Source organism: Micromonospora sp. NPDC004336, from assembly GCF_053602615.1.
The window spans coordinates 1-23,595 of record NZ_JBSGDY010000002.1; the positions used below are offsets into that span (position 1 = coordinate 1).

Below are 23,595 nucleotides of genomic sequence, written 5' to 3' on the forward strand. Positions count from 1 at the left end.
GCGGCTCGGAGCCGCCGCGTTGTCCGCCCACACCTGGCTGCGGGTGGCGCCGGTGACGCAGACCAGGTCGCCGGCCGATCCCCACCGGCGTCCGACGTGGCCGGTGGCCGCCCTCTTGAGGAGATCCCGTGAAACGTCCACGGTGGCTGGCGCTCGCCGCCTGCCTCGCCGTCGTGTCAACCGTCAACCCACAGACCCCGGCCGCCGCGACCGGAGGGACGACCGCCGCGACCCGGACGGCCGCAGCGCCGGCGGCGGAGGCCGCACCACGCTCGGTCACGCTCGTCACCGGCGACCGCGTCGAGATCCACGGCGGAGGGGCCGTCTCGGTCCGGCCCGGCGCCGGGCGGGAACGGGTCGGCTTCCTCCGCCAGCGGGTCAACGGGCACGACCTGGTCGTCCCCGGCGACGCCGTCGGCCTGCTCGCCGCCGGCCGGCTGGACCGGCGGCTGTTCGACGTGACCACGCTGCTCGCCGCCGGCTACGACGACGCGCGGCACGACGACATCCCGCTGCTCGTGCGCTACCGCGACAAGGCGGCCCGCGCCGGCACCCGCGACTGGGTGCGGCGGCACCGGGCGCGGCTGACCGGCGAGGCGACGGCGGTCAACGCCCTGGCCGCCCGGACCGCCAAGCGGGACGCCGGCGCCTGGTGGTCGGCCCTGGTCGGCTCCGCTCGCAGGGCGGACGGCGGCAGGCCGGTGGTCCTGGCCGGCGGCATCGAGTCGATCCGGCTGGACGGCCGGCTCACCCTCAGCCTGGACCGGAGCACGGCCCAGATCGGCGCGCCGGCGGCCTGGCAGGCCGGGCTCACCGGGCGGGGGGTGACGGTCGCCGTCCTGGACACCGGCGCCGACGCCGGGCACCCCGACCTCGCCGGCAGGATCCGGGAGAGCCGCAACTTCACCGATGTCGCCGAGGACGGCGACGTGATCGGGCACGGCACCCACGTCGCGTCCACGATCGCCGGCAGCGGCGCGGCCTCGGACGGCCGGTACCGGGGCGTCGCCCCGGACGCCGAGCTGCTCGTCGGGAAGGTCTGCGCCGACCGGTCGTGCCCCGAGTCGGCCATGCTGGCCGGCATGCAGTGGGCGGCCGAGCGGGGCGCCGACGTGGTCAACATGAGCATCAGCGGCACGGACACCGCCGAGGTGGACCTGCTCGAGGAGGCGGTCAACCGGCTCACCGCGCAGCACGGCACGCTCTTCGTGGCGGCGGCCGGCAACGAGGGCGTCCTCGGCGCGGGTTCGGTCGGCACGCCCTCCACCGCCGAGGCGGCCCTGTCGGTGGCCGCCAGCACCTGGGACGACGCGGTGGCCGACTCCTCCAGCCGCGGTCCCCGGCTCGGTGACGGCGGGACCAAGCCGGAGATCGCCGCCCCCGGCGTCGACATCGTGGCCGCCCGCTCCGGCCAGGCGCCGCCGGAGGCGTCCGATCCCGTCGGCGACCGGTACGCCCGGTCGAGCGGCACGTCGATGGCCGCGCCGCACGTCGCCGGGGCGGCGGCGCTGCTGGCCCAGCGGCACCCCGACTGGACCGGCCCGCAGCTCAAGGCGGCGCTCGTCGCCACCGCCACGGGGCTTCCCGGCGTGGACGCCACCGCGCAGGGGGCGGGCCGGGTCGACCTCCGTACGGCGCTCGCGGCGAGCGTGGTGCCGGACTCCGGCAGCCTCAACCTCGGGGCGCAGGAGTGGCCGCACGAGGACGACGCCCCCGTGACCCGGACGCTGACCTACCGCAACGACGGGGCCGCGCCGGTGACGCTGGACCTGGCGGTCACGCTGGCCGGGCCGGACGGGTCGCCCGCGCCGGAGCGGATGGTCGCCGTCAGCCCGCAGCGGATCACCGTGCCGGCTGGCGGGACGGCGGCGGCGACCGTCACCGTGGACACCTCGGTCAGCGCGCCGGACGGCCGGTACGCCGGGCGGGTCACCGCCACTGCGCAGGGCGGGCCGGCCGTCGCCACGCTGCTGTCGGTGCTGCGCGACGTCGAACGGTACGCGCTGACCACGCGGGCGCTGGACCGCCACGGCGCGGACGCCACCGACCACACCACAGTGGTCACCTCGTGGGCCGACCACTCCAGCGTCGTCGAGTGGACCCCCGGCGAGCACACCACCCGGCTGCCGGCCGGCGACTACACGGTGGGCGCGCTGGTCTTCACCGACCCGTACCAGGACTCGGAGACCATCACCCTGCTCGCCCAGCCGAAGCTGCGCCTGGCCAGGGACACCCGCCTCGTGCTCGACGCCCGCGCGGGCCGGCCGGTCACGGCCACCGTCCCGGAACCGACCGCCAGCTTCACCCACGCGGACATCGGCTACCGGGTCGACGCCCCCTACCCCGTCGAGGAGACCACGGTCGGCTGGACGAGCCTGCGCCGGGGCTTCGACAACCTGTTCACGGCGCAGGTCGGGCCGGCGACGACCGGCGACACCTTCCAGTCCGACATCTCCGCCGGCTGGGCCAGGGCCAACGCCGACGGCGGCTTCGCGGACAGCCCGTACGCGTACCACCTGGGCTGGATCACCCCCGGCGCCGTGCCGACGGGCCTGACCCGCCGCATCGGCCCGGCGGACGTGGCGACGGTCGTGAACACCTACCACGGGCCGGCGGGTCGCTTCGGGGCGACCGGCTCGGGGGCGCGGGGCGCCACCGGGTTCATCGTCACCCAGGACCTGCGACTGCCGGGCAGGCGCGTCGACCACTACCACGGCAACGGCGACACGACCTGGTCCCGGTTCCTGGTGCAGTTCGACGACCAGCGGCGCACGGAGCTCACGCTGGCGGACTTCGCGGACGGCTACCGGCCGGGCAGGACCTATCGCGACGCCTGGAACGGCGCGGTCCTGGCTCCGGCCTTCGGCGACCGGCCGGCGGAGATCCTCCAGGGGGCACGGCGTACCGCCACGGGCCAGGTGATCGTCGACGACGGCCTGCTCGTCGACCCGTCACCCGGGCGGATGAGCCTGTCGGGGGCGAAGATGCGGCAGGACAGCGGCCGCACCGCGCTCTACCGCGACGGCGAGCTGGTCGCCGAGCAAGACCGGTACGGCTGGCTGCGCGCCGACGTGCCGCCGGAGGAGGCGACGTACCGGCTGGAGGCGGCGATGGACCGGTCCAGCTACGCGGACGTCTCGACGAAGGTCTCGTCGGCGTGGACCTTCCGCTCCCGGCACCAGGCGAGCACCCTGCCGGTGTTCCTGCCGCTGCTCGCGGTGCGGTACGCCCCCGCCCTGGAGGCGGGCCGCACCGCCCCGGCCGGGAAGCCGTTCCTGATCCCGATCCGGGTCGAGCACCAGCCCGGTTCGGCCGCCGGCACGGTCACCGGCCTGACCGTGCAGGTGTCGTACGACGACGGGGCGACCTGGCGGGCCGCGCCGGTCGTCGGCTCCGGCGGGAGCTGGACGGCGGCGGTGACGCATCCGGCCGACGCCGGACACGTGTCGCTGCGGGCCACCGCCACGGACAGCCGGGGCGGCCGGGTCGAGCAGACCGTCATCCGGGCCTACCTGCTCCGTTAGCGCTCGGGTGCGGTGCGGACCGGCGGCTTGCGTCGGCCGGTCCGCACCGCACCCCGCACCCGCGACCCCCGCCGAGCGCCCCTCGGGGCCGTTCGGCGCGGGCGGTCGGCGCTGCCCGCCGCAGTAGCCGTCGGCCCGACGACAACCCGCCGGGCACGGGCGGCGCTGACGTAGGGTTGCTGCCGTGACGACGCGTGTGGCCGCCATCGACTGCGGGACCAACTCGATCCGACTGCTGGTCGCCGACCTGCCCGACGCCTCGGCCGGGCCGGAGGCGCCGCTGGTCGACCTGAGCCGGCGGATGGAGATCGTCCGCCTCGGCCAGGGCGTCGACCGGACGGGCCGGCTGGCCCCGGAGGCGATCGAGCGCACCCGCGTCGCGCTCGCCTCCTACGCCGCCGAGATCGAGAAGCTCGGTGCGGAGCGGGTCCGGATGTGCGCCACGTCGGCGTCGCGGGACGCCTCCAACGCCGCCGACTTCCGGGAGATGGTCGAGCGGACCCTCGGCGTGGCGCCCGAGGTGGTGACCGGCGACGAGGAGGCGCGGCTCTCCTTCACCGGGGCGGTGCGCGGCCTGCCCGCCGACGCGCGCGAGCCCTACCTGGTCGTCGACATCGGTGGCGGCTCGACGGAGTTCGTCGTGGGCACCCGCGCCGGCGGCGTCGAGGCGGCCGTCTCGATGGACATCGGCTGCGTCCGGATGACCGAGCGGCACCTGCACGGCGACCCGCCGGGCCTGGACGAGGTCGCCGCCGCCCAGGCCGACATCGCCGTCGCGGTCGACCGGGCGCTGGCGGCCGTGCCGGGCCGGCAGGCCGCCACGCTGGTCGGGCTCGCCGGGTCGGTCACCACCGTGGTCGCCATCGCCCAGGGCCTCCAGGAGTACGACCCGGGCCGCATCCACCACGCCCGGGTGTCGTACGAGGCGGTGGCGGACGTGACGGCCGACCTGCTCGGCAGGAGCCGGGAGCGGCGGCTGGCGATCCCGGTGATGCACCCGGGCCGGGCCGACGTGATCGGCGCGGGCGCCCTGGTGCTCCGGGTGATCATGGAGCGGGCCGGCATGGAGTCGGTCGTCGCCTCCGAGCACGACATCCTCGACGGCATCGCCTGGAGCCTCGCGCAGCCCGCCGGGCAGTGACGTCGGCGGCCCGCGTCGGCCGCGCCGTCCCGGTGGCGCCGGCGGTCAGAAGGTCACCGACGCGAAGTGGGTGAGTGCGCCGACGGCCAGGGCGAGGAAGCACAGCGGGAACCCGATGTTGTGGAGGACCCGCGCCCGGAGGTGCGCCACCACCGCGCCGACGAAGAAGGCGACCAGACCGACGCCGGCGGCCAACCCCAGCGCGGGGATCCCGGCGAGCCCGATCGCGAGACCGACCGCGCCGGCGCCCTTGAGCGCGGCGAGGTAGGGAATCGCGGTCGGCCGCAGCCCCACCTCGGCCGAGTTCGCCAGGACGAACCGTGCCTTCGCCAGGTCGGCGACGACGATGAACGCGTTGGCGGCGATGCACAACGCGGTGACGATGGTCAGGGTGGTCAGTTGCGGGTCGGTGCGGGACAGGGCGATCTGTAGGCTCATGGGCGCCTCCTGTGGGCACGGGTTCGTCGGATTCCGGTTGCTCGGCCGTCCTGACGCTCCGCCCGCACGAAAGGTGACCGACGACGTGGACCTGCTCGACGAGTTCGAAGCGGCCCGGCCCCGACTGCTCTCGCTCGCTCATCGCATCGTGGGCTCCGTCCACGACGCCGAGGACGCCGTCCAGACCGCCTGGCTCCGAACCCAGACCGCCCACCCGGGCAAGCTGGACAACCCGGACGGCTGGTTCACCACCGTGACCGCACGGCTGTGTCTCGACCAGCTGCGCGCGCGGGACCGTCGTGGCGAACTCCCACTGCTCGCCGAGGCCGTCCCGGATGAGCAGATCGCCGCCGACGAGGAGTTCCTCCGCCGCGAGGACGTCTCGCGTGCCCTCCTGGTGCTGCTGGGCCAGCTCACGCCCACCCAACGGGTGGCCTACGTGCTGCACGACCTGTTCGCCGTGCCGTTCGACCGGATCGCCGCCGTGCTGGGCGCCTCGCCGGCCGCCGCGAAGAAGCTGGCCAGCCGGGCGCGGATCCGCCTGCGGGAGAGGAACCCCGGTCCGGAGCCGTCGCTCGTCGACCACGCGCGGGTCGTCGACGCCTTCCTCGCCGCCGCTCGCGGCGGCGACATCGACCGCCTCGTCGCGCTGATGGCGCCCGACGTCGTGCGGACCGTCGACCTGGACGTGCTGCCTGAGGGCGCCGCGGCCGCGGCCCACGGCGACCGGACCGTGGCGGAGGAGACCCGGCACTTCGCCGACCGGGTCCACGCGAGCGTCCCGATGGTCGTCGACGGCGGCCCCGGAGCCCTCATCGCGCCGGGAGGCCACCCGCTGGCGGTCATCCGGTTCGACATCCGTCAAGGCGCGATCGCCCGCATCTCGATCGCCCGCTACCGGCGGACCGACCACGTCTCGCCCTGTCCCGCACTCGCCTGACGGCGTGCGGCGCCCCGTCCGGCCGGGGCATGTCCCGGTCGGCGCGCCCAGGGGCAGGACAGCTCGGCGGAGAGGGGCTTAGATGGCGGGTATGAGCAGAGCGCCCAAGGTGTTGGTCACGGCGGCGGGCGTGACGGGCGTCGCGGCGTACGGGCTTCCGCAGCCGTGGTCGTTCGTGGCGGCGGTGGCGGACCTGCTCCTGGTCGGGCTGGCCGGCGCGTGGTGGCTCCGCGCCAGGCGTGGTCCGGAACCGTCGTCGGCTCGGCGGGAGGTCGTGGCCGAGCTGCCCGGGTACCCACGGTGGACCGTCGACGGCCCGGGCGGCGGATACCCCCAACGCGGGGAGCCGGGCGCGCACGGTGCGCCGCAGCAGGCCACCCCACCGGCGTCATCCGGCGCTCCGGTGGTGCCGCTGTCCAGGCGACGGCGCCGTTGGCCCAGTTCCACCGTCGCCGATGCCGTCTCGTCCACAAGCAGGGTGCGGCGTCAGTTCCGGGCCCAGGCGGAGGCGCCTCCCAGCCCGCCAGGCGAGCCGGTCGACGTGCACCGGGACCTGGCGAACCTGGAGACCCTGGTGCGGACGACCAACGAACGCGGACAGCGCGCCCAACTGTGGTTCTTCTTCGCCGGTGTCGCCGTGTCCATCCCGGCGGGCATCGTGGTCAACCTGCTCACCGACTAGCGCGGGTGACGCTCCGCGAGGCCGGTGACGAAGCGGGACCAGGCAACCGGGTCGAAGGAGAGCGTCGGGCCCGAGCGGTCCTTGCTGTCGCGGATCGGCACCACGCCGGGCAGGTTGTCGCCGAGTCGTGCGGCGCGTTCCGTTGACGCTATTGCGCAATGCGCACTAGTGTGCGGTGCGTGGATACCACCCAGCTGTTGAAGGGCGTGCTGGATCTGGCGGTGCTCGCCGTCCTGCGCGAGGAGGACGGCTACGGCTACGACATCCTGCGCCGGCTGCGCGAGGCCGGCCTGGAGGAGGTCGGCGACGCCTCCGTCTACGGCACGCTGCGCCGGCTCTACGCCGGTGGCCTGCTGACCACCTACGTGGTGCCGAGCGAATCCGGCCCGCACCGCAAGTACTACTCGCTCAACGCCGCCGGCCGGGACCAGCTCACCCGCTACGGCAAGCTCTGGCGCTCGTTCGCCACCACCATGGACGCGCTGCTCGACGATCGGGGGATGGCGGCATGACCGTCACGGGGCAGGAGATCACGGAGTACGTCGCACGGGTGCGGGCCGCACTGGCCGACCTGCCGCCGGCGCACCGCGACGAGTTGACCGAGGACCTGCCGGAGCACCTCGCCGAGGTGGCCGCCGACACCGGCGGCACCCTGGTCGAGCTGCTCGGCGAGCCCGAGGCGTACGCGGCCGAGCTGCGCGCCGCCGCGGGGGCCGGCGCCGTGGCCGGCGGGCGCCGCCTCGACCGCCGCCTGGGCGTCGCCGTGGACCGGCTGCGGGCGCGGGCGCGGCGCTGGGACGTCCAACTCGGACCACCCCTCGGGTACGCCTCGGCCAGCGAGTTCCTCCGGCTGCTCCGGCCGGCCTGGTGGGTGCTGCGGGGCTACCTGGCCGCCATGCTCGTCACGGCGCTCACCACCGGCGGCGGGTTCGGCCTGCTGCCCAGCCTCAACGGCAGCGGGCTGGCCGGCCTGGTGCTGCTCGCCGGCAGCGTGCTCGGCTCGGTCTGGCTCGGCCACCACACGCCGCGCCTGACCCGCCCCAAGCGGCGGCTGCTGCACGCCGGCACCGCCGTGCTGGTGGTCTTCGGGCTGGTCGGCCTGGCCGACCTCAACAGCCGTGCCGGCTCGGGCGACCTCGACTACCACCAGATCTCGGTGGACGAGCGCTACTCCCACGTCCGGGACGTCTACGTCTACGACAGCGAGGGCCGGCTGGTGCGCGACGCCCGGCTCTTCGACCAGAACGGCGACCCGATCCGCCTCGGCCACCCGGAGTGCCCCGACCTGCAGGACCCGAACGGGCTCGGCAACCCGGTGCTGCGCCCGTACCCGTACTGCCCGGAGGGGGCGCCGTTCGGGCCGCGCCCGACGGCCACGACCTCGGCGACCGACCTGCCTCCGCTGCCGGGGCCCACCGCGACGGACGGCCCGTCCGCCCCGGCCCCCACGGCCGACCCGGCGGCGACGGCCGACCCGACGGTGGCGACCGCTCCGGCGGCGACCGCCTCCCCGGCGCCGAGCCGGACGTGACCCCCGCGCCCCGGAAGCTGGGAAATAGCTGAACGGATGAGGCCGACGGGACAACGACTGTCGTCCCTGGTCGCTACGGTGTCGTCTGCTCATTCACCCCTCGGAAGGAAAACCCGTGTCAGAGCAGGTCGCACCGCCCCCCGCGCCGGACGCCGCCGCGCAGCCCCCGTCGGCCGTCCCCGCGCCGCCTCCGGCGGAGCCGACGAAGAAGTCCGGCTCCAAGAAGGCGCTCGGCATCGTGGGCGCGGTCGTCGCGTTCCTGGTCGTCGCGGGGCTCAAGTTCGGCGTCGGCTCGGCGATCGGCAACTTCCTCAACAAGGACGAGACCGCCGACGCCAAGGTCGGCGACTGCATCGCCGAGCTGCCCGAGGTGACCGGCACCAAGGAGGAGAAGGTCGACGGCGCGAAGGTCGTCCAGTGCACCTCCACCGACGCCGTGTACAACGTGGTCGGCCGGGTCGACGGCCAGACCGAGGCGCAGGCCCGCACCGGTGAGGCGTGCGAGCAGTACATCAAGGAGGACCAGGACGGTTACGTCTTCTACAGCATCGAGCCGGGCAAGAAGGGCTACCTGCTCTGCCTGACGAAGAAGGCCTGACCCTCCACCGCCACACCGACGGCGGCGCGGACGACGTCCGTGCCGCCGTCGGTGTGTCCGGGTACCGGCCGGGGAACAGGAGGTGAATGCCACTGTTCCGGCGTCTTCCCGGCGGGGTCACGGCGTGGCAGGCTACCGGCACGTAGGACCACTGGGCGACCAGCCAACGATGACTGACCGCTAGGAGGACGGGCCGATGGGCGAAATGGTGAGCTTCACCAGCAACGGTGGTGCGCGCGAGGGGTATCTCGCGATACCGTCCGGCGGTGCGGCCAGCTCCGCGGTCATCGTCATCCAGGACTGGTGGGGCCTCGTGCCCCACATCACCTCGGTCGTCGACCGGTTCGCCGAGGCCGGGTTCGTCGCCCTCGCCCCGGACTTCCGCCACGGCGGCCCGGCCAGCAGGCCCGACGAGCCCCGCCAGATGCTGAACAGCCCGCAGATGGACGAGGCCGCCGCCGACATCGCCGTCGCGGCGGAGTTCCTCGCCGGGCGGCCCGAGGTCACGGGCAAGGTGGGCTGCGCGGGCTTCTGCGCCGGCGCGAGCCTGGCCCTCTGGGCGGCCAGCCGCTCCGAGCGGATCGTCGCCACCGCCGCCTTCTACCCCCGGCTGCCCTGGGACGGGATGCGCCCCGAGTGGTCCGACTACGCGGGCAAGGCCGCCCTCATCCACTGCTCGGAGGCGGACGGCACCTCCGCCGCCGACGGCGTGCAGACCGTCCGCAGCGCCATCGAGACCGCCGGCGGCACCTGCCAGACCTACGACTACCCGGGCACCGCGCACGCCTTCTTCAACGAGGACCGGCCGGAGAACTTCGACCAGCGCGCCGCCGCCACCGCCTGGGCGCGCACCCTGGAACTCTTCCGGGCCAAGCTTGGCTGAGCCGCGTACGCCCGACGAGGTGGTCGCCCGCGCCGCGCGGGCGACGGACCTGACCGGCCTCGACGCGGCCGTCTCCGACTGTTTCGCCTGCCCGCGCCTGGTGCGGTGGCGCGAGGAGGTGGCCCGCACGCGCCGGGCGGCCTTCCGCGACCAGGAATACTGGGGCCGGCCGGTGCCCGGCTTCGGCGCCCCCGACGCGCGCATCGCCATCCTCGGGCTGGCGCCCGCCGCGCACGGCGGGAACCGCACCGGGCGGATCTTCACCGGCGACCGCTCGGGGGACGTGCTCTTCGCCGCGCTGCACCGCGCGGGCCTCGCCAACCAGCCGACCAGCGTCGCCGCCGACGACGGACTGTCCCTGCGGGACATCCGCGTCTTCTCCGCCGTGCGCTGCGCGCCGCCGGACAACAAGCCCACCCCCGACGAGCGGGACACGTGCGCGCCGTGGCTGCACCGCGAGGTCGCGCTGATCCGGCCCACCCTGCGCGTCGTGGTCGCGCTGGGCGCGTTCGCCTGGGCCGCGTGGTGGCCGGTGCTGCGCGCGGTGTACGGCCAGCGCCCGCCCAGCCCGCGACCGGCGTTCGGTCATGGGGCACACTGGTCCGGCATGGCCGCGCCGGAGCTGCTGGGCTGCTACCACGTCAGCCAGCAGAACACCTTCACGGGGCGGCTGACACCAGGGATGCTGGACGACGTGTTCGCCCGGGCGAAGCAGCTGGCCGGGGTGGACTGAGGCGCGCGGGGGCGGTGGCGATGACGGACGGAACGCGTCGGCCCGCGGCGCACTCCCGGGCGGCCCGAAGGTAGCCCGGATGGACCTGAACGCGCTGCGCAGGTGGTGGCCCGTCGCCGCGGTGGGCGTCCTGCTCGCCGTCGCCGCGCTGGCCTCCGCCCACTCGTCGATCGGCGCCAGCCGGATTCCGCCCGCCGCCAAGGACATCCCCTTCGTCTCGGAATATCCGACCGCCGAGCCGCCGTCCCCGATTCCCGTGGAGCCGCGCGAGGCCGGCGAGGCCACCCGGGCGAGCATCCCGGAGTGGCTCGGCACCGTCGCGATCGTGCTGCTGGGGCTGGCTCTGCTCGCCGTGTTCGGCTACCTCACGTGGACGCTGCTCCGGGGCGCGCTGCGCCGCACCACCCGGGCGCTGCCGCAGCGGCGGCCCCGCGCCACGCCCGAGGGCACCGCCCGCGAGGTGGCCGCCGCCCTCGACGCCGGCCTGGAGGAGCTGGACGACCGGGACACCGACCCGCGCACCGCCGTGATCGCCTGCTGGGTGCGGCTGGAGCAGGCCGCCGCCGGGGCCGGCGTGCCACGGCTGGCCGGCGACACCCCCACCGACCTGGTCACCCGCCTGCTGCGGGGCGACCCGTCGGCCGGGGTCCCGGCGATCGCCAGCGCCGACGTGCTGGCCGAGTTCGCGCACGTCTACCGCGAGGCCCGGTACGCCACCCGACCCGTCGACGAGCACACCCGCGACCAGGCCCGCGCGGCGCTGCGCCGGCTGCGCGGCGAGCTCTCCGCCGCGGTCGCCGACGGGCCGGAGGTGCCGGCGTGAGCGGGAGCGTGGCCGGGGTCCGTCCCGCCGTCGCCGGGGCCGCACCGCGGCGGGGCGGGGTGGCGCGGTGAGCAGCACCAGCATCGACGACCTGCTCAGCTTCGAGGAGGAGCGGCCCCGGCGGGAGGAACCGGAGCGGCGCGGCCGGCTCGGTCAGGTGCTGCGGGCCCTGGCCGGCATGGCGGCGGTCGTGGTCGTGCTGGTCGCGGGGCTGCGGGCGGTCGGCCTGCGGGTCCCGCTGCTGATCCTGGTCGCCGGCGTGGTCGCGCTGTTCGCGGTGCGCCGGGTCGTCGCCGCGCTGGCCTCCTCGCCACCCCCGGCCGGGTCGCGTCCCTCCGTCCCGCGCGACGACGACGGCACCTGGAACTGGGGCGCCCGGGACGCGCTCCGCACCGCGATCAACGGCTGGGAGACGCCGCTGGACTGGTCGACCTCCCGGCCCGAACGCTTCACCAGGGTGGTCCTGCCCCGGCTCGGCGAGTTGGCCGACGAGCGGCTGCGCCAGCGGCACGGCGTGACCCGCGAGTCGGACCCGGGCCGGGCCCGCGCCCTGCTGGGCGACCGGCTGTGGACATTCCTGGAGACCCCGCCTCGCCGCACCCCGTCGCCGCGCGACCTCGCGGCGATCGTCGCCGAACTGGAGAAACTGTGATGAACGACGTGGACCGCAGCATGCCCGCCGCCGAGGTCGGCCACCTGGCCCGGTCGGTGCTGGAGGCGGTCGGCCAGGTCGTGGTCGGCAAGCGGGACGCGCTGGAACTCGTCCTCGCCGGGATCCTGGCCGGCGGGCACGTGCTGCTGGAGGACCTGCCCGGCCTGGGCAAGACGCTGACCGCGCGCTCCTTCGCGCAGGCGCTCGGGCTGGACTTCCGCCGGCTCCAGTTCACCCCCGACCTGCTGCCCGCCGACGTGACCGGCTCGTTCCTGTACGACCAGCGCAGCGGCGAGTTCGCGTTCCGGGCCGGGCCGGTCTTCACCAACCTGCTCCTCGCCGACGAGATCAACCGGACCCCGCCGAAGACCCAGTCGGCCCTGCTGGAGGCGATGCAGGAGAAGCAGGTCTCGGTCGAGGGCGTGACGTACAAGCTGGACGAGCCGTTCCACGTGCTGGCCACCGCCAACCCCATCGAGTACGAGGGCACCTACCCGCTGCCCGAGGCGCAGCTCGACCGGTTCCTGCTCCGGGTCTCCTTCGGCTACCCCGAGCACGAGGAGGAGTGGGAGGTGCTGCGCCGGCGGATGGCCCGACGCCGCGAGGAGGCGGACATCAAGCCGGTGGTGGACGCGGCCACCCTGCGCGCCATGCAGGGCGCGCTGGAGGACGTGGTGGTCGAGGACTCCATCGGCCGCTACATCGTCGCGCTGACCGCCGCGACCCGCGAGCACCCCTCGGTGCTGGTCGGGGCCTCGCCGCGCGGCTCGCTGGCGCTGCTGCTGCTGGCCCGGGTGCGGGCCGTGATGGCCGGCCGCGACTACGTGGTGCCGGAGGACGTCAAGGAGGTGGCGGTGCCCGCGCTGGCGCACCGCATCACGCTGCGTCCGGAGATGTGGCTGCGCCGCGTCGACCCGTCCTTCGTGGTCGGCGAGGTGCTGGAGGGGACGCCGGCGCCGGCCAGCGGGGCGCTGCCCAGCTACGCCGCCGGCCGGCCCGGGCACTGATGGACGCGCCCCCCGTACCGCCCCGGGACGGGTCGCGGCCGCTGCCCGCGACCGGCTGGGTGCCCACCTGGGCGCTCGGCCGGGCGGTGCTGCTCACCGGCGTGCTGCTGATCGCGGGGGTGCTGCTCGGCCGGGTCGACCTGATCGTGCTGGCCGCCCCGTTCGCGCTCGGCACCGCGTACGCGCTGCGCCGGCGGCCGACCGCCCTGCCGCAGGTCTGGATCGCCGCGGACGAGGGCCACCTGGTGGAGGGCGGCGAGCTGACCGGCACCGTCACCGTCGGCAACCCCGACCTGCTCGACTACGACGTGGCCGTGGTCCGCAGCCGGGTCTCGCCCTGGCTGCGGGTGGAGCGGGCGACGATCGCCGGCGCCACGGCCGCCGGCACCCCCTCGGCCGTCGTCCCGTCCGTCGCCGACCGGCCGTTCGTGACCGCCGTACCGACCGCCGCCGCCGTCGACCTGGAGCTGGCCGGCACGGCGTTGCGCTGGGGTCGGCACCCGATCGGTCCGGCCGGCGCCCGGGTCGCCGCCGCGCAGGGCCTGCTGGTCTCCCGCGCCGTGATCACCGAGCCGTCCCACGTCCGCGTCTACCCGAGGACCGAGCCGTTCGACGCCGTCGAGGCGATGCCCCGGGCCGCCGGCCTCGTCGGCGCGCACCACTCGCGCCGGCCCGGCGAGGGCGGGGAGCTGGCCGGCGTGCGGGTCTTCGCCCCGGGCGACCGGCTGCGCCGGATCGACTGGCGGGTCTCGCTGCGGGCCCGGCAGCTGCACGTCGCGGCCACGCTCTCCGACCGGGACGCCGAGGTCGTGGTGCTGCTCGACGTGCTCGCCGAGGCGGGCCGCTCGGGCGGCGTCTCGGGCGCGGCCTCCGTGCTGGACACCACGGTCCGGGCCGCCGCCGCGATCGCCGAGCACTACCTGCACCGGGGCGACCGGGTGTCGATGCTGGAGTACGGACCGGCCGCCCGCCGGCTGCGCCCGGCCACCGGCCGCCGGCAGTACCTGACCGTGCTGGAGTGGCTGCTCGACGTGCGCGCCGAGTCCTCCCCGCACGAGCCGTACGACCAGGTCTTCGGGCCGCAGCTGCTCTCCGCGGACGCGCTGGTGGTGGTCCTCACCCCGCTGCTGGACGAGCGGTCGGCGCAGATGCTGGCCCGGCTGGCCCGCTCCGGGCGGTTCGTGGTCGCGGTGGACACCCTGCCGACGGATCTCGCCCCGCCGAAGGACGGAAACTGGGCCGAGGTCGCCTACCGGCTGTGGCGGCTCGACCGGGACACCATGATCGGGCAGTTGCGGGAGCACGGCGTGCCGGTGGTGGGCTGGGCCGGCGCGGGCAGCCTCGACCAGGTGCTGCGGGACGTGGCGCGCCTGGCCACCGCGCCGAGGGTGGGCGTGCGGTGAGCGCCCGGCACGGTTCGGCGGACGGGAGGCACGGCCGATGAACCCGGTCATCGAGCGGGTCCGGGCGGCGCGGTACGCCGTGGCCCGGGTCAGCCCGACGCCGCTGCTGGTGCGCGCCGGCATCCTCCTGACCACGCTGGCCGGGTTGGCGCTGGCGTACCCGTCGGAGGCGCTCTCCGGCCGTCCGCTGCTCGGGCTGGTCGTGGTGGCGCTGCTGCCGGCGGTCGGGCCGCGCCGGGTCTGGCCGACCTTCGCCGCGCTGGTCACCGTCGGCGGTTGGCTGGTCGCCACGGACGGGTACGGGCGGCCGATCGCGCTGTGGCGGCTGCTCGCCGTGGCGGCCATGCTCTACCTCACGCACACCCTCTGCGCCCTGGCCGCCGTCCTGCCGTACGACGCGGTGGTCGACCCGGACGTGGTCGCGCGCTGGCTGGCGCGGGCGGGCGCGGTGCTGCTCGGCACCTTCGTGCTGGGCGTGCTCCTGCTGGAGGTCGGCGGGTCCGGCGGGGACGCCGGGTCCCAGGTGGCGACGGTGGCCGGGCTGCTCGTGGCGGTCGCGCTGACGGCCCTGCTGGGGTGGCTGCTGCGCCGTCGTTAACCGACCGGTAACAACAGTTGTGCAGGTCACAGGGGTTGTGCTCCGTCACAGAAGAGGGGCGCGATCGGGATTAGGCGGGCCGCGCGGGGAAAGATAGATGACGTGAATCCGAAGCGGATCCTTGTGGTGGGTGCCGGGCACGTCGGTCTCTACGCGGCCCTGCGCCTGTCGAAGAAGCTCAGCTCCCGGGAGGCTGAGGTCGTCGTGGTGGACCCTCAGCCCCACATGACCTACCAGCCGTTCCTGCCCGAGGCCGCGGCCGGCAACATCTCGCCCCGGCACTCCGTGGTGCCGCTGCGACGGGAGTTGCGGCGGTGCAAGGTGGTGGCCGGCGCGGTGACGCGGATCGACCACGACCGCAAGACCGCCGTGGTGCAGCCGATCAGCGGCCCGACCCGGGAGATCCCCTACGACCACGTGGTCGTCGCCCCCGGCTCGGTCTCGCGGACGCTGCCGATTCCCGGCCTGCACGAGCACGGCATCGGCTTCAAGACCATCGGTGAGGCCATCTACCTGCGCAACCACGTGCTGGACCGGCTCGACGTGGCGGCCGCCACGCCGGACCCGGAGGTCCGCCGCAGCGCGCTGACCTTCACCTTCGTCGGCGGTGGCTACGCCGGCATCGAGGCGCTCGCCGAGATGGAGGACATGGCCCGGGACGCCCTGAAGTACTACCCCGAGCTGAAGCCGGAGGACATGCGCTGGGTGCTGGTCGAGGCCACCCAGCGGGTGCTGCCCGAGGTCGACCGGGACATGGGCGCCTACACCGTCCAGCAGCTGCTCAAGCGGAACATGGACATCCGGCTGGACACCCGCCTGGAGTCCTGCGTCGGCGGGGTGGTGAAGCTCTCCGACGGCGACAGCTTCCGCTCCGACACCATCGTCTGGACGGCCGGCGTCAAGCCGTCGCCGATGCTGGACGCGACCGACTTCCCCCGCGACGAGCGGCGCCGGGTCACCTGCCTGCCGACCCTCCAGATCGTCGACGGCGACCGGGTCGTCGAGGGCGCCTGGAGCGCCGGCGACTGCGCGGCGGTGCCGGACCTCACCAAGGAGCCCGGCAACTACTGCTCGCCGAGCGCGCAGCACGCGGTCCGGCAGGCCGCCCGGATGGCCGACAACATCGCCAACGTCGTCCGCGGCCGGCAGCCGGTGGAATACAAGCACAAGCACGCCGGCAGCGTCGCCAGCCTCGGCCTGCACAAGGGCGTCGCCCAGGTGTACGGCATCAAGATGACCGGCTGGCCGGCCTGGTTCATGCACCGGACGTACCACATGAGCCGGATTCCCTCGTTCAACCGCAAGGTCCGGGTCGTGGTCGACTGGACGCTGGCGTTCTTCCTCAAGCGCGAGGTGGTCGCCCTGGGTCAGCTGCACGACCCGCGCGAGGAGTTCGCCGAGGCCTCGCAGCCCGTCGGCGCCGGCCGGGCGGCCTGACCGAGCCACCGCGAAAGGCCCCTCCGCGCGAGCGGAGGGGCCTTCGTCGCTCGTGGGCGCGCCCGTCCCCGGGGGCCGGGCGGTCAGACGCGCCAGATCCAGGCGTCGGCGATCCGGGTCGAGGGGCCGTAGAGCTGCTCCAGCGTGCCGCGCAGGCTCTCGGCGTGCGCGGTGTCGACGGCCAGCACGACGCAGGAGGCGCCCCAGAAGTCGGCGTCCTTCGCGGCCTGCCGGCGCTGCTCGTCCCGGACCACCGGCTGCCCGCCCCGCTCGGCGACCCCCGCCAGCAGCGCCGACGTGGGCAGCTTCCAGGTGCCCATCGCCGCCGTGCCGTCCCGGCCGTACGAGCCGATGAAGAAGCCCTCGGGCATGCCGAACGCGGCGTCGGCGGCGGTGGCCCAGCGCATCGGCCACGGATCCTGGGGGGTGGCCAGCGGCACCGGCACCAGCACCCCGCCCGGCTCGACGCACTGGCGCCAGTGACCGCCGGTGACGAACTCGGGCACCGGCGGGCGCTCGGCGGTGGGCAGCGGGGCCGGCAGCAGCGGCAGCAGGGCGACGCCGACCGCCGCCGGGACCAGCCGGCGCGCCCGCCCTGTGCCGCGCAGCGCCCGGTCGGCCGCGAGCACCAGCAGCGTGGCGATCAGCGGAAGCGTCGCGAGGGCGAACCGCATCGGCAGCGCGCCGTCCACCACCGGCAGCCCCGAGAGCAGCGTGTACGGCCCCGGCAGCGCCGTGCGGTCGCCGTCGACCACGATCCGGGGGCCGAGCGACAGCGCCCCCATCACCAGCGTCCCGACGGTGCACGCGACGGCCAGCGGCCGCCGGCCCAGCCAGAGCGCGCAGGCGGCGGCGACCAGCAGCAGGGGCCACCCGAGGAAGGTGTTGTACTCGGCCGGGCCGGTGGTGAGCCGGGCGGCCCCGTCGGTGCCGAGGATCGACAGCGGCGACACCGCCCACCAGCTGTGCAGGTCCGCCGAGAAGTAGTCCGGGCTGAACATGCCGTCCGCGACGCCCTGCGGGCCGGCGAACTGGAACCACAGCGGCCAGGCCAGCACGAGCAGGGCCAGGCCGGTGGCGAGCGCCATCCCGCCGGCGAAGCCGGGCAGCGCGCGACGGACCAGGGCACGGTCGGTCACCGCGTACGTGACGGTCAGCACCAGCAGCGCCAGCGCGCAGAGGAAAAGGACCTCCTCGCCGATGAAGACCTGCGCCGTGACCGCCGCCGCCAGGCCGACGGCGGAGCTGACCAGCCGCCGCCAGTCCGGCCCGTGGGCGGGGCGCCGGCGGTCGCCTCCCGCGTGGGCGGCGGGGTCGGCGGCGCGCAGCAGCCGGACGACCAGCCAGACGATCACCGGGACCAGCCACTGCGCCGTCATGTGCAGGTGGCTGTTGGTCTGCGAGACCATCCCCGGGCCGAAGCCGCAGAGGCCGGCGCCCAGCGCGGCGGCGATCCGGTGGGCGCCCAGCGTCCGGGTGTAGAGCAGGTACCAGGCGACCGCGGTGCCGGCCAGGTTCGCCGCGGCCAGCAGGGCGAAGGTGACCGGGGCGCCGAGCAGCAGGGTGACCGGGGCGAGCAGGATGCCGAGCGCGATGACCGTGGTGTTGGCCATCAGGTTCACCCCGTCCGGCGCGTTGAGCCGGTGGGTGAGCAGGCCGAAGTCGCCGAGCAGCGCCCGCGCGTCGACGGCGAGGAACCACTCGTAGAGCGTCTGGTCCGCCGCGTTCAACGCGAGCACGCGGCCCGCCGGGTCCGGCCAGAGCCCGTGGGTGAGCCAGCCGGCCAGCGCGACGAAGAGGAGCCCCACCGCGACGTCCGCCCGGTGCCGGGCGACCGCCCCGCGCAGCCGGGCCGCCGAGAGCCGGCGCGGCAGCCGTTCGGCGACGAGGACGTCCTGATCAGGGGCGGCGTCGGGGGCCGTGGGGGCTGCGCTGCTCACGGTGTCGACCCTAGTGCGACGAGGCCGTCGGGGTACGCCGGGAGGCCGCCGACCCGCTACCGTGACACTGCACCAGGCGTGTCGACGCGCCCGGTGCCACCCGCCCGGGTGGTGGAACGGCAGACACGGCCGCCTTAAAAGCGGCTGCCGCAAGGCGTGCGGGTTCGACCCCCGCCCCGGGCACCGCAGCACTCTCAGCATCCGCTCAGCTTGGTGATCTCCACCCGGCTGCCCTGGGCGTTTACTCTTGAGAGCGCACGTTCACGTGCAACGACCCCCTGAGGGAGGCCTGACAGTGAAGACTTCGAACCCGGTGCTCGCCCGGCTCGGCCAGGCGGCCGAGCGGGAGCGCTCCGCCGGGTACGCCCCGACCGGGCCGTACGGACAGCCCGGCTATCCCCAGCAGTACCCGACGGAGGCCGGCTACCCGGCGGCCCCGCCGGCCGTCAACACCATGTCGATCGACGACGTGGTGGTCAAGACCGTCACGCTCCTCGGCATCCTCGGCGTCTCCGCCGCGGCCGCCTGGGTCCTGGTGCCCGACGCGCTGCTCGGCGCCGCCTGGATCGGCGCGGCGGTGGTCGGCCTGGTCCTCGGCCTGATCATCTCGTTCTCCCGGATGGCCAACCCGGCGCTGGTCGTCGCGTACGCCGTCGTCGAGGGCGTCTTCGTCGGCATGGTGAGCAAGTTCTTCGACTCGCTCTACGACGGCATCGTGCTCCAGGCGGTCACCGCCACGTTCGGTGTCTTCTTCGTGATGGCCATGCTCTACAAGGCGAAGGTCATCCGGGCGACCCCGAAGTTCGTCAAGGGCATGATCGCCGTGATGGCGGGCCTCTTCGCCGTCATGCTGATCAACTTCGTGCTCGCGCTCTTCGACATCAACACCGGCCTGCGCGACGGCAGCCCGCTGGCGATCGGCTTCAGCCTGGTCTGCATCGTGGTGGCCTCGCTGAGCTTCGTGCTCAGCTTCAAGGAGGTCGAGGACGGCGTCCGGATGGGCCTGCCCCAGCGCTACTCCTGGGTCGCCGCCTTCGGCATCCTGGTCAGCCTGGTCTGGCTCTACATCGAGATCCTGCGCCTGCTGAGCTACTTCCAGGGCGACGACTGACCGTCTGCGCCCAGGACCGACCGGCGCCCGCCCCGTCGGGGGCGGGCGCCGTCGTCTTCCGGCCCGCGCCGGTCCCGGGGGTTCCCGCCGGCGCGCGGCCGTCTGAAGCAGGGTGCCTGCGGGGGTACGCGCTGCCCGCCCGCCTGCGCCGCCGGCCCCCGGCGCACCCGTGGCGCCGGTGGGCCCAGCCGGGTTCGTAGACTCGACGGCGATGAGCGCAGCGGAGCTGGACCGGGCGGTGGGACTGCTGGTCCGTCAGGTCGGGCACTGGCAGCAGCCCCGGTGGGCGGCCCCAACCGCCGACGGCGACGTGTCGCGGGCCGACCTGGTGCACCGGCTGGTGCAGGAGATCGCCGACCTCGCCGCCGACGCGGAGGGCGGGCCCCGGCGGGGGGTGCCCCGGCTCGACAACGACCTCGCGCTGCCCGACCAGCTCCGGGTGGTGGCCGCCGACCTGGTCGCGGCGGCCCCGCCGCCCGAGGTGCTGGCGCGGGCCGCCGCCGGGGTGACGGCGACCCGCGACGCGCTCTAGGCGCGGCTGCCCGGTCCCGGCCCACCGGTGGGCGGGCCGGGCTCCGGCGTCAGCTCAGGCGCTCGACGACCATGGCCATGCCCTGGCCGCCGCCGACGCACATGGTCTCCAGGCCGATGGTCTTGTCGTGCCAGTCCAGGGCGTTGAGCAGGGTGCCGGTGATCCGGGCGCCGGTCATGCCGAACGGGTGACCGACGGCGATCGCGCCGCCCATCACGTTCAACTTCTCCAGCGGGATGTCGAGCTGCCGGTACGACGGGATCACCTGGGCGGCGAACGCCTCGTTGATCTCCACCAGGTCGACGTCGTCGATGGTCATGCCGGCCCGCCCGAGCGCCTGCCGGGTGGCCTCGACCGGGCCGAGACCCATGATCTCCGGCGACAGGGCGGTCACGCCGGTGGAGACGATCCGGGCCAGCGGGGTGATCCCGAGGTCCTTCGCCCGCTGGGCGCTCATGATTACCACGGCGGCCGCGCCGTCGTTGAGTGGGCAGCAGTTGCCGGCGGTGATCCGGCCGTCCGGGCGGAACACCGGCTTGAGGCCGGAGACCGCCTCCAGGGTGACCCCGGGGCGCGGACCGTCGTCGGCGCCGACCACGGTGCCGTCCGGCGTGGTGACCGGGGTGATCTCCCGGGCCCAGAAGCCGTCGGCGATCGCCTTCTCGGCGAGGTTCTGGCTGCGTACGCCGAACTCGTCCATGTCGGCGCGGGTCACGTCGTGGACCTGGGCCAGGTTCTCGGCGGTCTGCCCCATGGTCAGGTAGATGTCCGGCAGCTCGCCGGCCTCGCGCGGGTCGGTCCAGACCGGCGCGCCGCCCTGGGCGCGGGCCTTCGAGCGCTCGGCCGCCGCCGCGAAGCGCGGGTTCTCCCAGCCGCCGCCGACCAGCGCCTGCGCCTCCGGCGGGAGGCCGTCGGAGTTGCCGCGGGCGTACCGGGAGACGGTCTCGACGCCGGCGGAGATGAAGACGTCACCCTCGCCGGCCCGGATCGCGTGCATCGCCATCCGGGTGGTCTGGAGTGAGGACGCGCAGTAGCGGGTGAGGGTCGCGCCGGGCAGGGTGTCCAGCCCCATCAGGGTGGCGACCACCCGGGCCATGTTGAAGCCCTGCTCGCCGCCGGGCAGGCCGCAGCCCAGGTAGAGGTCGTCGATCTCGGTCGGGTCGAGCTGGGGGATCTTGTCCAGGGCGGCCCGCACGATGGTCGCGGCGAGGTCGTCCGGGCGGACGTCGCGCAGGGACCCCTTGTGCGCCCGGCCGATGGGGGAGCGGGCGGTGGCGACGATGACGGCGTCGCGGGACGACTCAGTCGGCATGAACCAACGTTAACCCGCCGGTAACTTCACGCGGAAGTTGCCCGCGCGCCGGGAAATGTCACGTCCGGCACGGGCGCGGGGGCGAGGCGGACGACGCGCGGAGCCGGTGGCCACCGGGGCGACGGGCGCCGCGGCGTCGACGCGGACGACGCGCGGAGCCGGTGCCCACCGGGGCGACGGGCGCCGCGGCGTCGACGCCGGCTCCGCGCCCGCCCGTCGGTGGCGGGCGACGCGGGTGCGTGTCGGCTCCGCGCCCCCCGGGGTCGCGGGCGGTGCGGCGTCGGTGGCGGCTCCGCGCCCACCAGCCGGTGGCGGGGGACGCGGCGTCAGTGGCGGGAGGCGACCGCGGCCGCCGCGGCGACGGCCGGCAGCAGGGCGTGCGCCCAGACCCGGTAGCCGTCGGCGGAGGGGTGGTAGCCGTCGTGGCACAGCGTGCCGGCGTCGGCCCGGAACACCGGGCCCGTCTCGGCGGCCAGGTCGACCACGGTGCCGCCCGCGTCGAGCACCGCCGCCGTCTGGGCGCGGGCGACCCGCCGCCCCGACCAGCCGACCACGTGTCGCAGCGGCGGCGCGATCGCGCGTACGGCGCCGAGGTCGGGGCAGGTGCCGACGACCACCTCCACCCCGGCCTCGCGGAGCCGGTGCACGGCCGCGCCGAGGTAGGCGGCGGCGTCGGCCGGCCGACGCAGGGTGGTCGCGTCGTTGGCCCCGATCAGGACGACCGCCACGTCGGGCCGCTCGCCGAGCAGCGCCCGGGCCACCTGCGTGGCCAGGTCGGTCGAGCGGGAACCGGAGACGCCGACGCTGGACAGGTGCACCCGCCGGCCGCTGGGGCCCTCCGCGAGCAGGTTGGCGAGCTGACCGCCGATGGTGTCGTCGAGGCGTTCGACCCCGACGCCGAGGGCGGACGAGTCGCCGAGCAGCACCAGCCGCAGCGGCGGGGCGCCGGCGCGGCCCACCGTGGCGCGCAGCGCCAGCCCCAGCTCCGGCTGGGCGTACTGGCGGTGCCGCGCGGCGAACGCCTGGCCGGCGAGGACGGCGGCGCCGCCCACCGTGCCGGCGATCAGGGAGAGCGTCGCGGCCCGACCCAGTCGGCCGGCGAGCCCCGAGGGGATGAAGCGCTCGCTCATGCCAGTCCTTCCAGTGTGGGTGAGTCGGCGGCGGGACCGGGTTGCGGCACCGCGCCGACGCCGAAGAACGCCCGGCGGCGCAGCTGCGCCCACCGGCCGGCGGGGCCGCGTTCGCGCCCCCGCACCCGCGTGCCGCTGACCTCGGTGCCCGGCTGCCGGGCCGCCTCCTGCGCGGCGGCGGGCAGCGAGGTCACGCCCTCGTCCCGGGCCGGGCGCCGTTCCTGCCCGGTGCCGAGTGCGGAGAGCACGGTCGGCAGCAGCGCGGCGGCGGCCACCGCGTAGCCCTCCGCCGAGGGGTGGAACCGGTCCCAGGCGAACATCCGGGTCGGCTCGGCGGTGAACCGGGGGCCGAGCAGGTCGCCGAGGGAGACCGTCCAGCCGCCGGCCTCGACCACGGCGACCGTCTGGGCGGCGGCGAGCTGCCGGCTCCAGCGCCGGGCCAGCCAGCGCAGCGGCGGCTGGATCGGCCGGATGGCGCCCAGGTCGGGGCACGTGCCGACGACCACCTCGCAGCCGGCGGCGCGCAGCGCGCGGACCGCCTCGACCAGGTAGCGCACCGCCAGGCCGAGCGGCGTGCGGTTGGTGACGTCGTTGCCGCCGATCAGGATCACCGCGACGTCGGGGCGGCACTCCAGCGCCGCCTCCACCTGGTGCCGCAGCCCGGAGGAGATGGCGCCGACCACGGCGAAGCGGTGCAGCCGGACGGGCCGCTGCAGGCGGCGGGACAGGCCGGTGGCGAGCAGCGCGCCCGGCGTCTCCCGGCGGCGGTGCACGCCGTAGCCGGCGGCCGACGAGTCGCCGAGCACGACCACGGTGACCGGCGGGCCGGGCAGCTTCGCGCCGTAGACCCCGTCGCAGCGCGGCGGCGGCGCCTCCGCCATCGGGATGGTGCGTCGCGCCTGCCGGGCCTGGCCGAGGAGCACGCCGCCGGTCGCCACGGCGGCCGCCGTGGCCGCGCCCGTGCCGATCGCCGCCAGGCGGGCGATCTGCCGAGCGCGCTGCCAGCGCGAACGAACCGGGACGACGGAACCAGCGACCCCCATACAGCGACATTATCGCGCCGGCACGACACGCCGCCGTCGTCGTGTCGGCTCGCGGGTGGCTGGAAGGGGGCGGTCCTGGGTACCTGTCCGGTTGTCCGGGCGGCAGTTGCGCCGGCACGTCACGCTGGCACGCGGAG

The 23,595-nt window shown here is 75.5% G+C and carries 22 protein-coding genes, 1 tRNA gene and 1 pseudogene; 18 read left to right on the forward strand and 6 right to left on the reverse strand.

Features of this window, described 5'->3' with window-relative positions; genetic code table 11:
• The first annotated feature begins 128 nt into the window (after nucleotides 1–128).
• Together ACWENR_RS00630 and ACWENR_RS00635 are read left to right on the forward strand one after the other, a co-directional pair.
• On the forward strand, nucleotides 129–3,524 hold the full coding sequence (locus ACWENR_RS00630) for a S8 family serine peptidase (protein WP_452274961.1): 3,396 nt from the start codon (nucleotides 129–131) through the stop codon (nucleotides 3,522–3,524).
• Nucleotides 3,525–3,720: 196 nt separating this feature from the next.
• Nucleotides 3,721–4,665 carry a Ppx/GppA phosphatase family protein gene (locus ACWENR_RS00635; RefSeq protein WP_452275053.1) on the forward strand — a complete coding sequence of 315 codons (945 nt, stop codon included), beginning with the start codon at nucleotides 3,721–3,723 and terminating at the stop codon, nucleotides 4,663–4,665.
• 45 nt (nucleotides 4,666–4,710) lie between these two features.
• On the opposite strand, the gene ACWENR_RS00640 is transcribed toward ACWENR_RS00635, so the two are convergent.
• Nucleotides 4,711–5,103, reverse strand: coding sequence for a DoxX family protein (locus ACWENR_RS00640; protein WP_452274962.1), 393 nt, complete (start codon nucleotides 5,101–5,103; stop codon nucleotides 4,711–4,713).
• A 73-nt stretch (nucleotides 5,104–5,176) separates the two neighbouring features.
• On the opposite strand from ACWENR_RS00640, the gene ACWENR_RS00645 reads away from it, so the two are divergent.
• Both ACWENR_RS00645 and ACWENR_RS00650 read left to right on the forward strand, forming a co-directional pair.
• Entirely contained in the window at nucleotides 5,177–6,043 is an 867-nt protein-coding gene (locus tag ACWENR_RS00645; protein WP_452274963.1) for a sigma-70 family RNA polymerase sigma factor, read from the forward strand.
• A gap of 91 nt (nucleotides 6,044–6,134) precedes the next feature.
• Nucleotides 6,135–6,725, forward strand: a complete 591-nt coding sequence (locus ACWENR_RS00650) for a hypothetical protein (protein ID WP_452274964.1) — start codon at nucleotides 6,135–6,137, stop codon at nucleotides 6,723–6,725.
• Here the strand turns inward: ACWENR_RS00650 and ACWENR_RS00655 are convergent.
• Nucleotides 6,722–6,940, reverse strand: a complete 219-nt coding sequence (locus tag ACWENR_RS00655; protein ID WP_452275054.1) for a DUF397 domain-containing protein — start codon at nucleotides 6,938–6,940, stop codon at nucleotides 6,722–6,724. The genes ACWENR_RS00650 and ACWENR_RS00655 overlap by 4 nt on opposite strands.
• On the opposite strand from ACWENR_RS00655, the gene ACWENR_RS00660 reads away from it, so the two are divergent.
• The 11 genes from ACWENR_RS00660 (at nucleotide 6,905) to ACWENR_RS00710 (ending at nucleotide 16,390) form a co-directional block, all read left to right on the forward strand.
• Entirely contained in the window at nucleotides 6,905–7,237 is a 333-nt protein-coding gene (locus tag ACWENR_RS00660) for a PadR family transcriptional regulator (protein WP_452274965.1), read from the forward strand. The two genes, ACWENR_RS00655 and ACWENR_RS00660, sit on opposite strands and share 36 nt — an antisense overlap.
• Nucleotides 7,234–8,256, forward strand: coding sequence for an HAAS signaling domain-containing protein (locus tag ACWENR_RS00665; protein ID WP_452274966.1), 1,023 nt, complete (start codon nucleotides 7,234–7,236; stop codon nucleotides 8,254–8,256). Before ACWENR_RS00660 ends, ACWENR_RS00665 begins: the two co-directional genes overlap by 4 nt.
• 115 nt (nucleotides 8,257–8,371) lie before the next feature.
• Nucleotides 8,372–8,854 carry an LppU/SCO3897 family protein gene (locus tag ACWENR_RS00670; RefSeq protein ID WP_452274967.1) on the forward strand — a complete coding sequence of 161 codons (483 nt, stop codon included), beginning with the start codon at nucleotides 8,372–8,374 and terminating at the stop codon, nucleotides 8,852–8,854.
• A 196-nt stretch (nucleotides 8,855–9,050) separates the two neighbouring features.
• On the forward strand, nucleotides 9,051–9,737 hold the full coding sequence (locus ACWENR_RS00675) for a dienelactone hydrolase family protein (RefSeq protein WP_452274968.1): 687 nt from the start codon (nucleotides 9,051–9,053) through the stop codon (nucleotides 9,735–9,737).
• 19 nt (nucleotides 9,738–9,756) lie between these two features.
• Nucleotides 9,757–10,470, forward strand: coding sequence for a uracil-DNA glycosylase (locus ACWENR_RS00680; protein WP_452275055.1), 714 nt, complete (start codon nucleotides 9,757–9,759; stop codon nucleotides 10,468–10,470).
• Between the two features lie 79 nt (nucleotides 10,471–10,549).
• Nucleotides 10,550–11,293 (forward strand): DUF4129 domain-containing protein, encoded by a 744-nt coding sequence (locus ACWENR_RS00685; RefSeq protein WP_452274969.1) that lies wholly within the window; start codon nucleotides 10,550–10,552, stop codon nucleotides 11,291–11,293.
• Nucleotides 11,294–11,360: 67 nt separating this feature from the next.
• Nucleotides 11,361–11,945 carry a hypothetical protein gene (locus ACWENR_RS00690; RefSeq protein ID WP_452274970.1) on the forward strand — a complete coding sequence of 195 codons (585 nt, stop codon included), beginning with the start codon at nucleotides 11,361–11,363 and terminating at the stop codon, nucleotides 11,943–11,945.
• On the forward strand, nucleotides 11,945–12,952 hold the full coding sequence (locus ACWENR_RS00695; protein WP_452274971.1) for an AAA family ATPase: 1,008 nt from the start codon (nucleotides 11,945–11,947) through the stop codon (nucleotides 12,950–12,952). The genes ACWENR_RS00690 and ACWENR_RS00695 overlap by 1 nt, the downstream gene beginning before the upstream one ends.
• Complete coding sequence (locus tag ACWENR_RS00700) at nucleotides 12,952–14,355, forward strand: DUF58 domain-containing protein (protein ID WP_452274972.1); 1,404 nt, start codon at nucleotides 12,952–12,954, stop codon at nucleotides 14,353–14,355. The genes ACWENR_RS00695 and ACWENR_RS00700 overlap by 1 nt, the downstream gene beginning before the upstream one ends.
• A gap of 37 nt (nucleotides 14,356–14,392) precedes the next feature.
• A complete protein-coding gene (locus ACWENR_RS00705) occupies nucleotides 14,393–14,953 on the forward strand; it encodes a hypothetical protein (protein WP_452274973.1) in 561 nt (186 codons plus the stop codon).
• 102 nt (nucleotides 14,954–15,055) lie between these two features.
• The gene (locus ACWENR_RS00710; protein ID WP_452274974.1) at nucleotides 15,056–16,390 is read left to right on the forward strand and encodes an NAD(P)/FAD-dependent oxidoreductase; all 1,335 of its coding nucleotides are present in this window, start codon (nucleotides 15,056–15,058) and stop codon (nucleotides 16,388–16,390) included.
• An 83-nt stretch (nucleotides 16,391–16,473) separates the two neighbouring features.
• Here the strand turns inward: ACWENR_RS00710 and ACWENR_RS00715 are convergent, their stop codons facing one another.
• Nucleotides 16,474–18,330, reverse strand: coding sequence for a hypothetical protein (locus ACWENR_RS00715; RefSeq protein ID WP_452274975.1), 1,857 nt, complete (start codon nucleotides 18,328–18,330; stop codon nucleotides 16,474–16,476).
• Nucleotides 18,331–18,432: 102 nt separating this feature from the next.
• Between ACWENR_RS00715 and ACWENR_RS00720 the strand changes: the two genes are divergently transcribed.
• From ACWENR_RS00720 to ACWENR_RS00730, 3 genes are all read left to right on the forward strand, one after another.
• Nucleotides 18,433–18,513 (forward strand) — tRNA-Leu (locus ACWENR_RS00720).
• 112 nt (nucleotides 18,514–18,625) lie between these two features.
• Complete coding sequence (locus tag ACWENR_RS00725; protein ID WP_452274976.1) at nucleotides 18,626–19,441, forward strand: Bax inhibitor-1/YccA family protein; 816 nt, start codon at nucleotides 18,626–18,628, stop codon at nucleotides 19,439–19,441.
• Between the two features lie 211 nt (nucleotides 19,442–19,652).
• Nucleotides 19,653–19,973: a hypothetical protein gene (locus ACWENR_RS00730; RefSeq protein WP_452274977.1), complete on the forward strand. Its 321-nt coding sequence runs from the start codon at nucleotides 19,653–19,655 to the stop codon at nucleotides 19,971–19,973.
• A 49-nt stretch (nucleotides 19,974–20,022) separates the two neighbouring features.
• Here ACWENR_RS00730 and ACWENR_RS00735 read toward each other — a convergent pair whose 3' ends face one another.
• The 3 genes and pseudogenes from ACWENR_RS00735 to ACWENR_RS00745 form a co-directional block, all read right to left on the reverse strand.
• Nucleotides 20,023–21,285: an acetyl-CoA C-acetyltransferase gene (locus tag ACWENR_RS00735; protein WP_452274978.1), complete on the reverse strand. Its 1,263-nt coding sequence runs from the start codon at nucleotides 21,283–21,285 to the stop codon at nucleotides 20,023–20,025.
• A 326-nt stretch (nucleotides 21,286–21,611) separates the two neighbouring features.
• A complete protein-coding gene (locus ACWENR_RS00740) occupies nucleotides 21,612–22,415 on the reverse strand; it encodes an SGNH/GDSL hydrolase family protein (protein ID WP_452275056.1) in 804 nt (267 codons plus the stop codon).
• A pseudogene (locus tag ACWENR_RS00745) lies at nucleotides 22,404–23,458 on the reverse strand (SGNH/GDSL hydrolase family protein); the annotation flags it as partial. The pseudogene ACWENR_RS00745 and the gene ACWENR_RS00740, both read right to left, overlap by 12 nt.
• Nucleotides 23,459–23,595: the final 137 nt, after the last annotated feature.

Excerpts from the sequence above, each read along its gene's own strand:
- ACWENR_RS00640 (WP_452274962.1), bottom strand. The coding sequence starts at position 5,103 with ATGAGCCTACAGATCGCCCTGTCCCGCACCGACCCGCAACTGACCACC.
- ACWENR_RS00650 (WP_452274964.1), top strand. The coding sequence starts at position 6,135 with ATGAGCAGAGCGCCCAAGGTGTTGGTCACGGCGGCGGGCGTGACGGGC.
- ACWENR_RS00665 (WP_452274966.1), top strand. The coding sequence starts at position 7,234 with ATGACCGTCACGGGGCAGGAGATCACGGAGTACGTCGCACGGGTGCGG.
- ACWENR_RS00675 (WP_452274968.1), top strand. The coding sequence starts at position 9,051 with ATGGGCGAAATGGTGAGCTTCACCAGCAACGGTGGTGCGCGCGAGGGG.
- ACWENR_RS00685 (WP_452274969.1), top strand. The coding sequence starts at position 10,550 with ATGGACCTGAACGCGCTGCGCAGGTGGTGGCCCGTCGCCGCGGTGGGC.
- ACWENR_RS00695 (WP_452274971.1), top strand. The coding sequence starts at position 11,945 with ATGAACGACGTGGACCGCAGCATGCCCGCCGCCGAGGTCGGCCACCTG.
- ACWENR_RS00700 (WP_452274972.1), top strand. The coding sequence starts at position 12,952 with ATGGACGCGCCCCCCGTACCGCCCCGGGACGGGTCGCGGCCGCTGCCC.
- ACWENR_RS00705 (WP_452274973.1), top strand. The coding sequence starts at position 14,393 with ATGAACCCGGTCATCGAGCGGGTCCGGGCGGCGCGGTACGCCGTGGCC.
- ACWENR_RS00730 (WP_452274977.1), top strand. The coding sequence starts at position 19,653 with ATGAGCGCAGCGGAGCTGGACCGGGCGGTGGGACTGCTGGTCCGTCAG.
- ACWENR_RS00735 (WP_452274978.1), bottom strand. The coding sequence starts at position 21,285 with ATGCCGACTGAGTCGTCCCGCGACGCCGTCATCGTCGCCACCGCCCGC.
- ACWENR_RS00740 (WP_452275056.1), bottom strand. The coding sequence starts at position 22,415 with ATGAGCGAGCGCTTCATCCCCTCGGGGCTCGCCGGCCGACTGGGTCGG.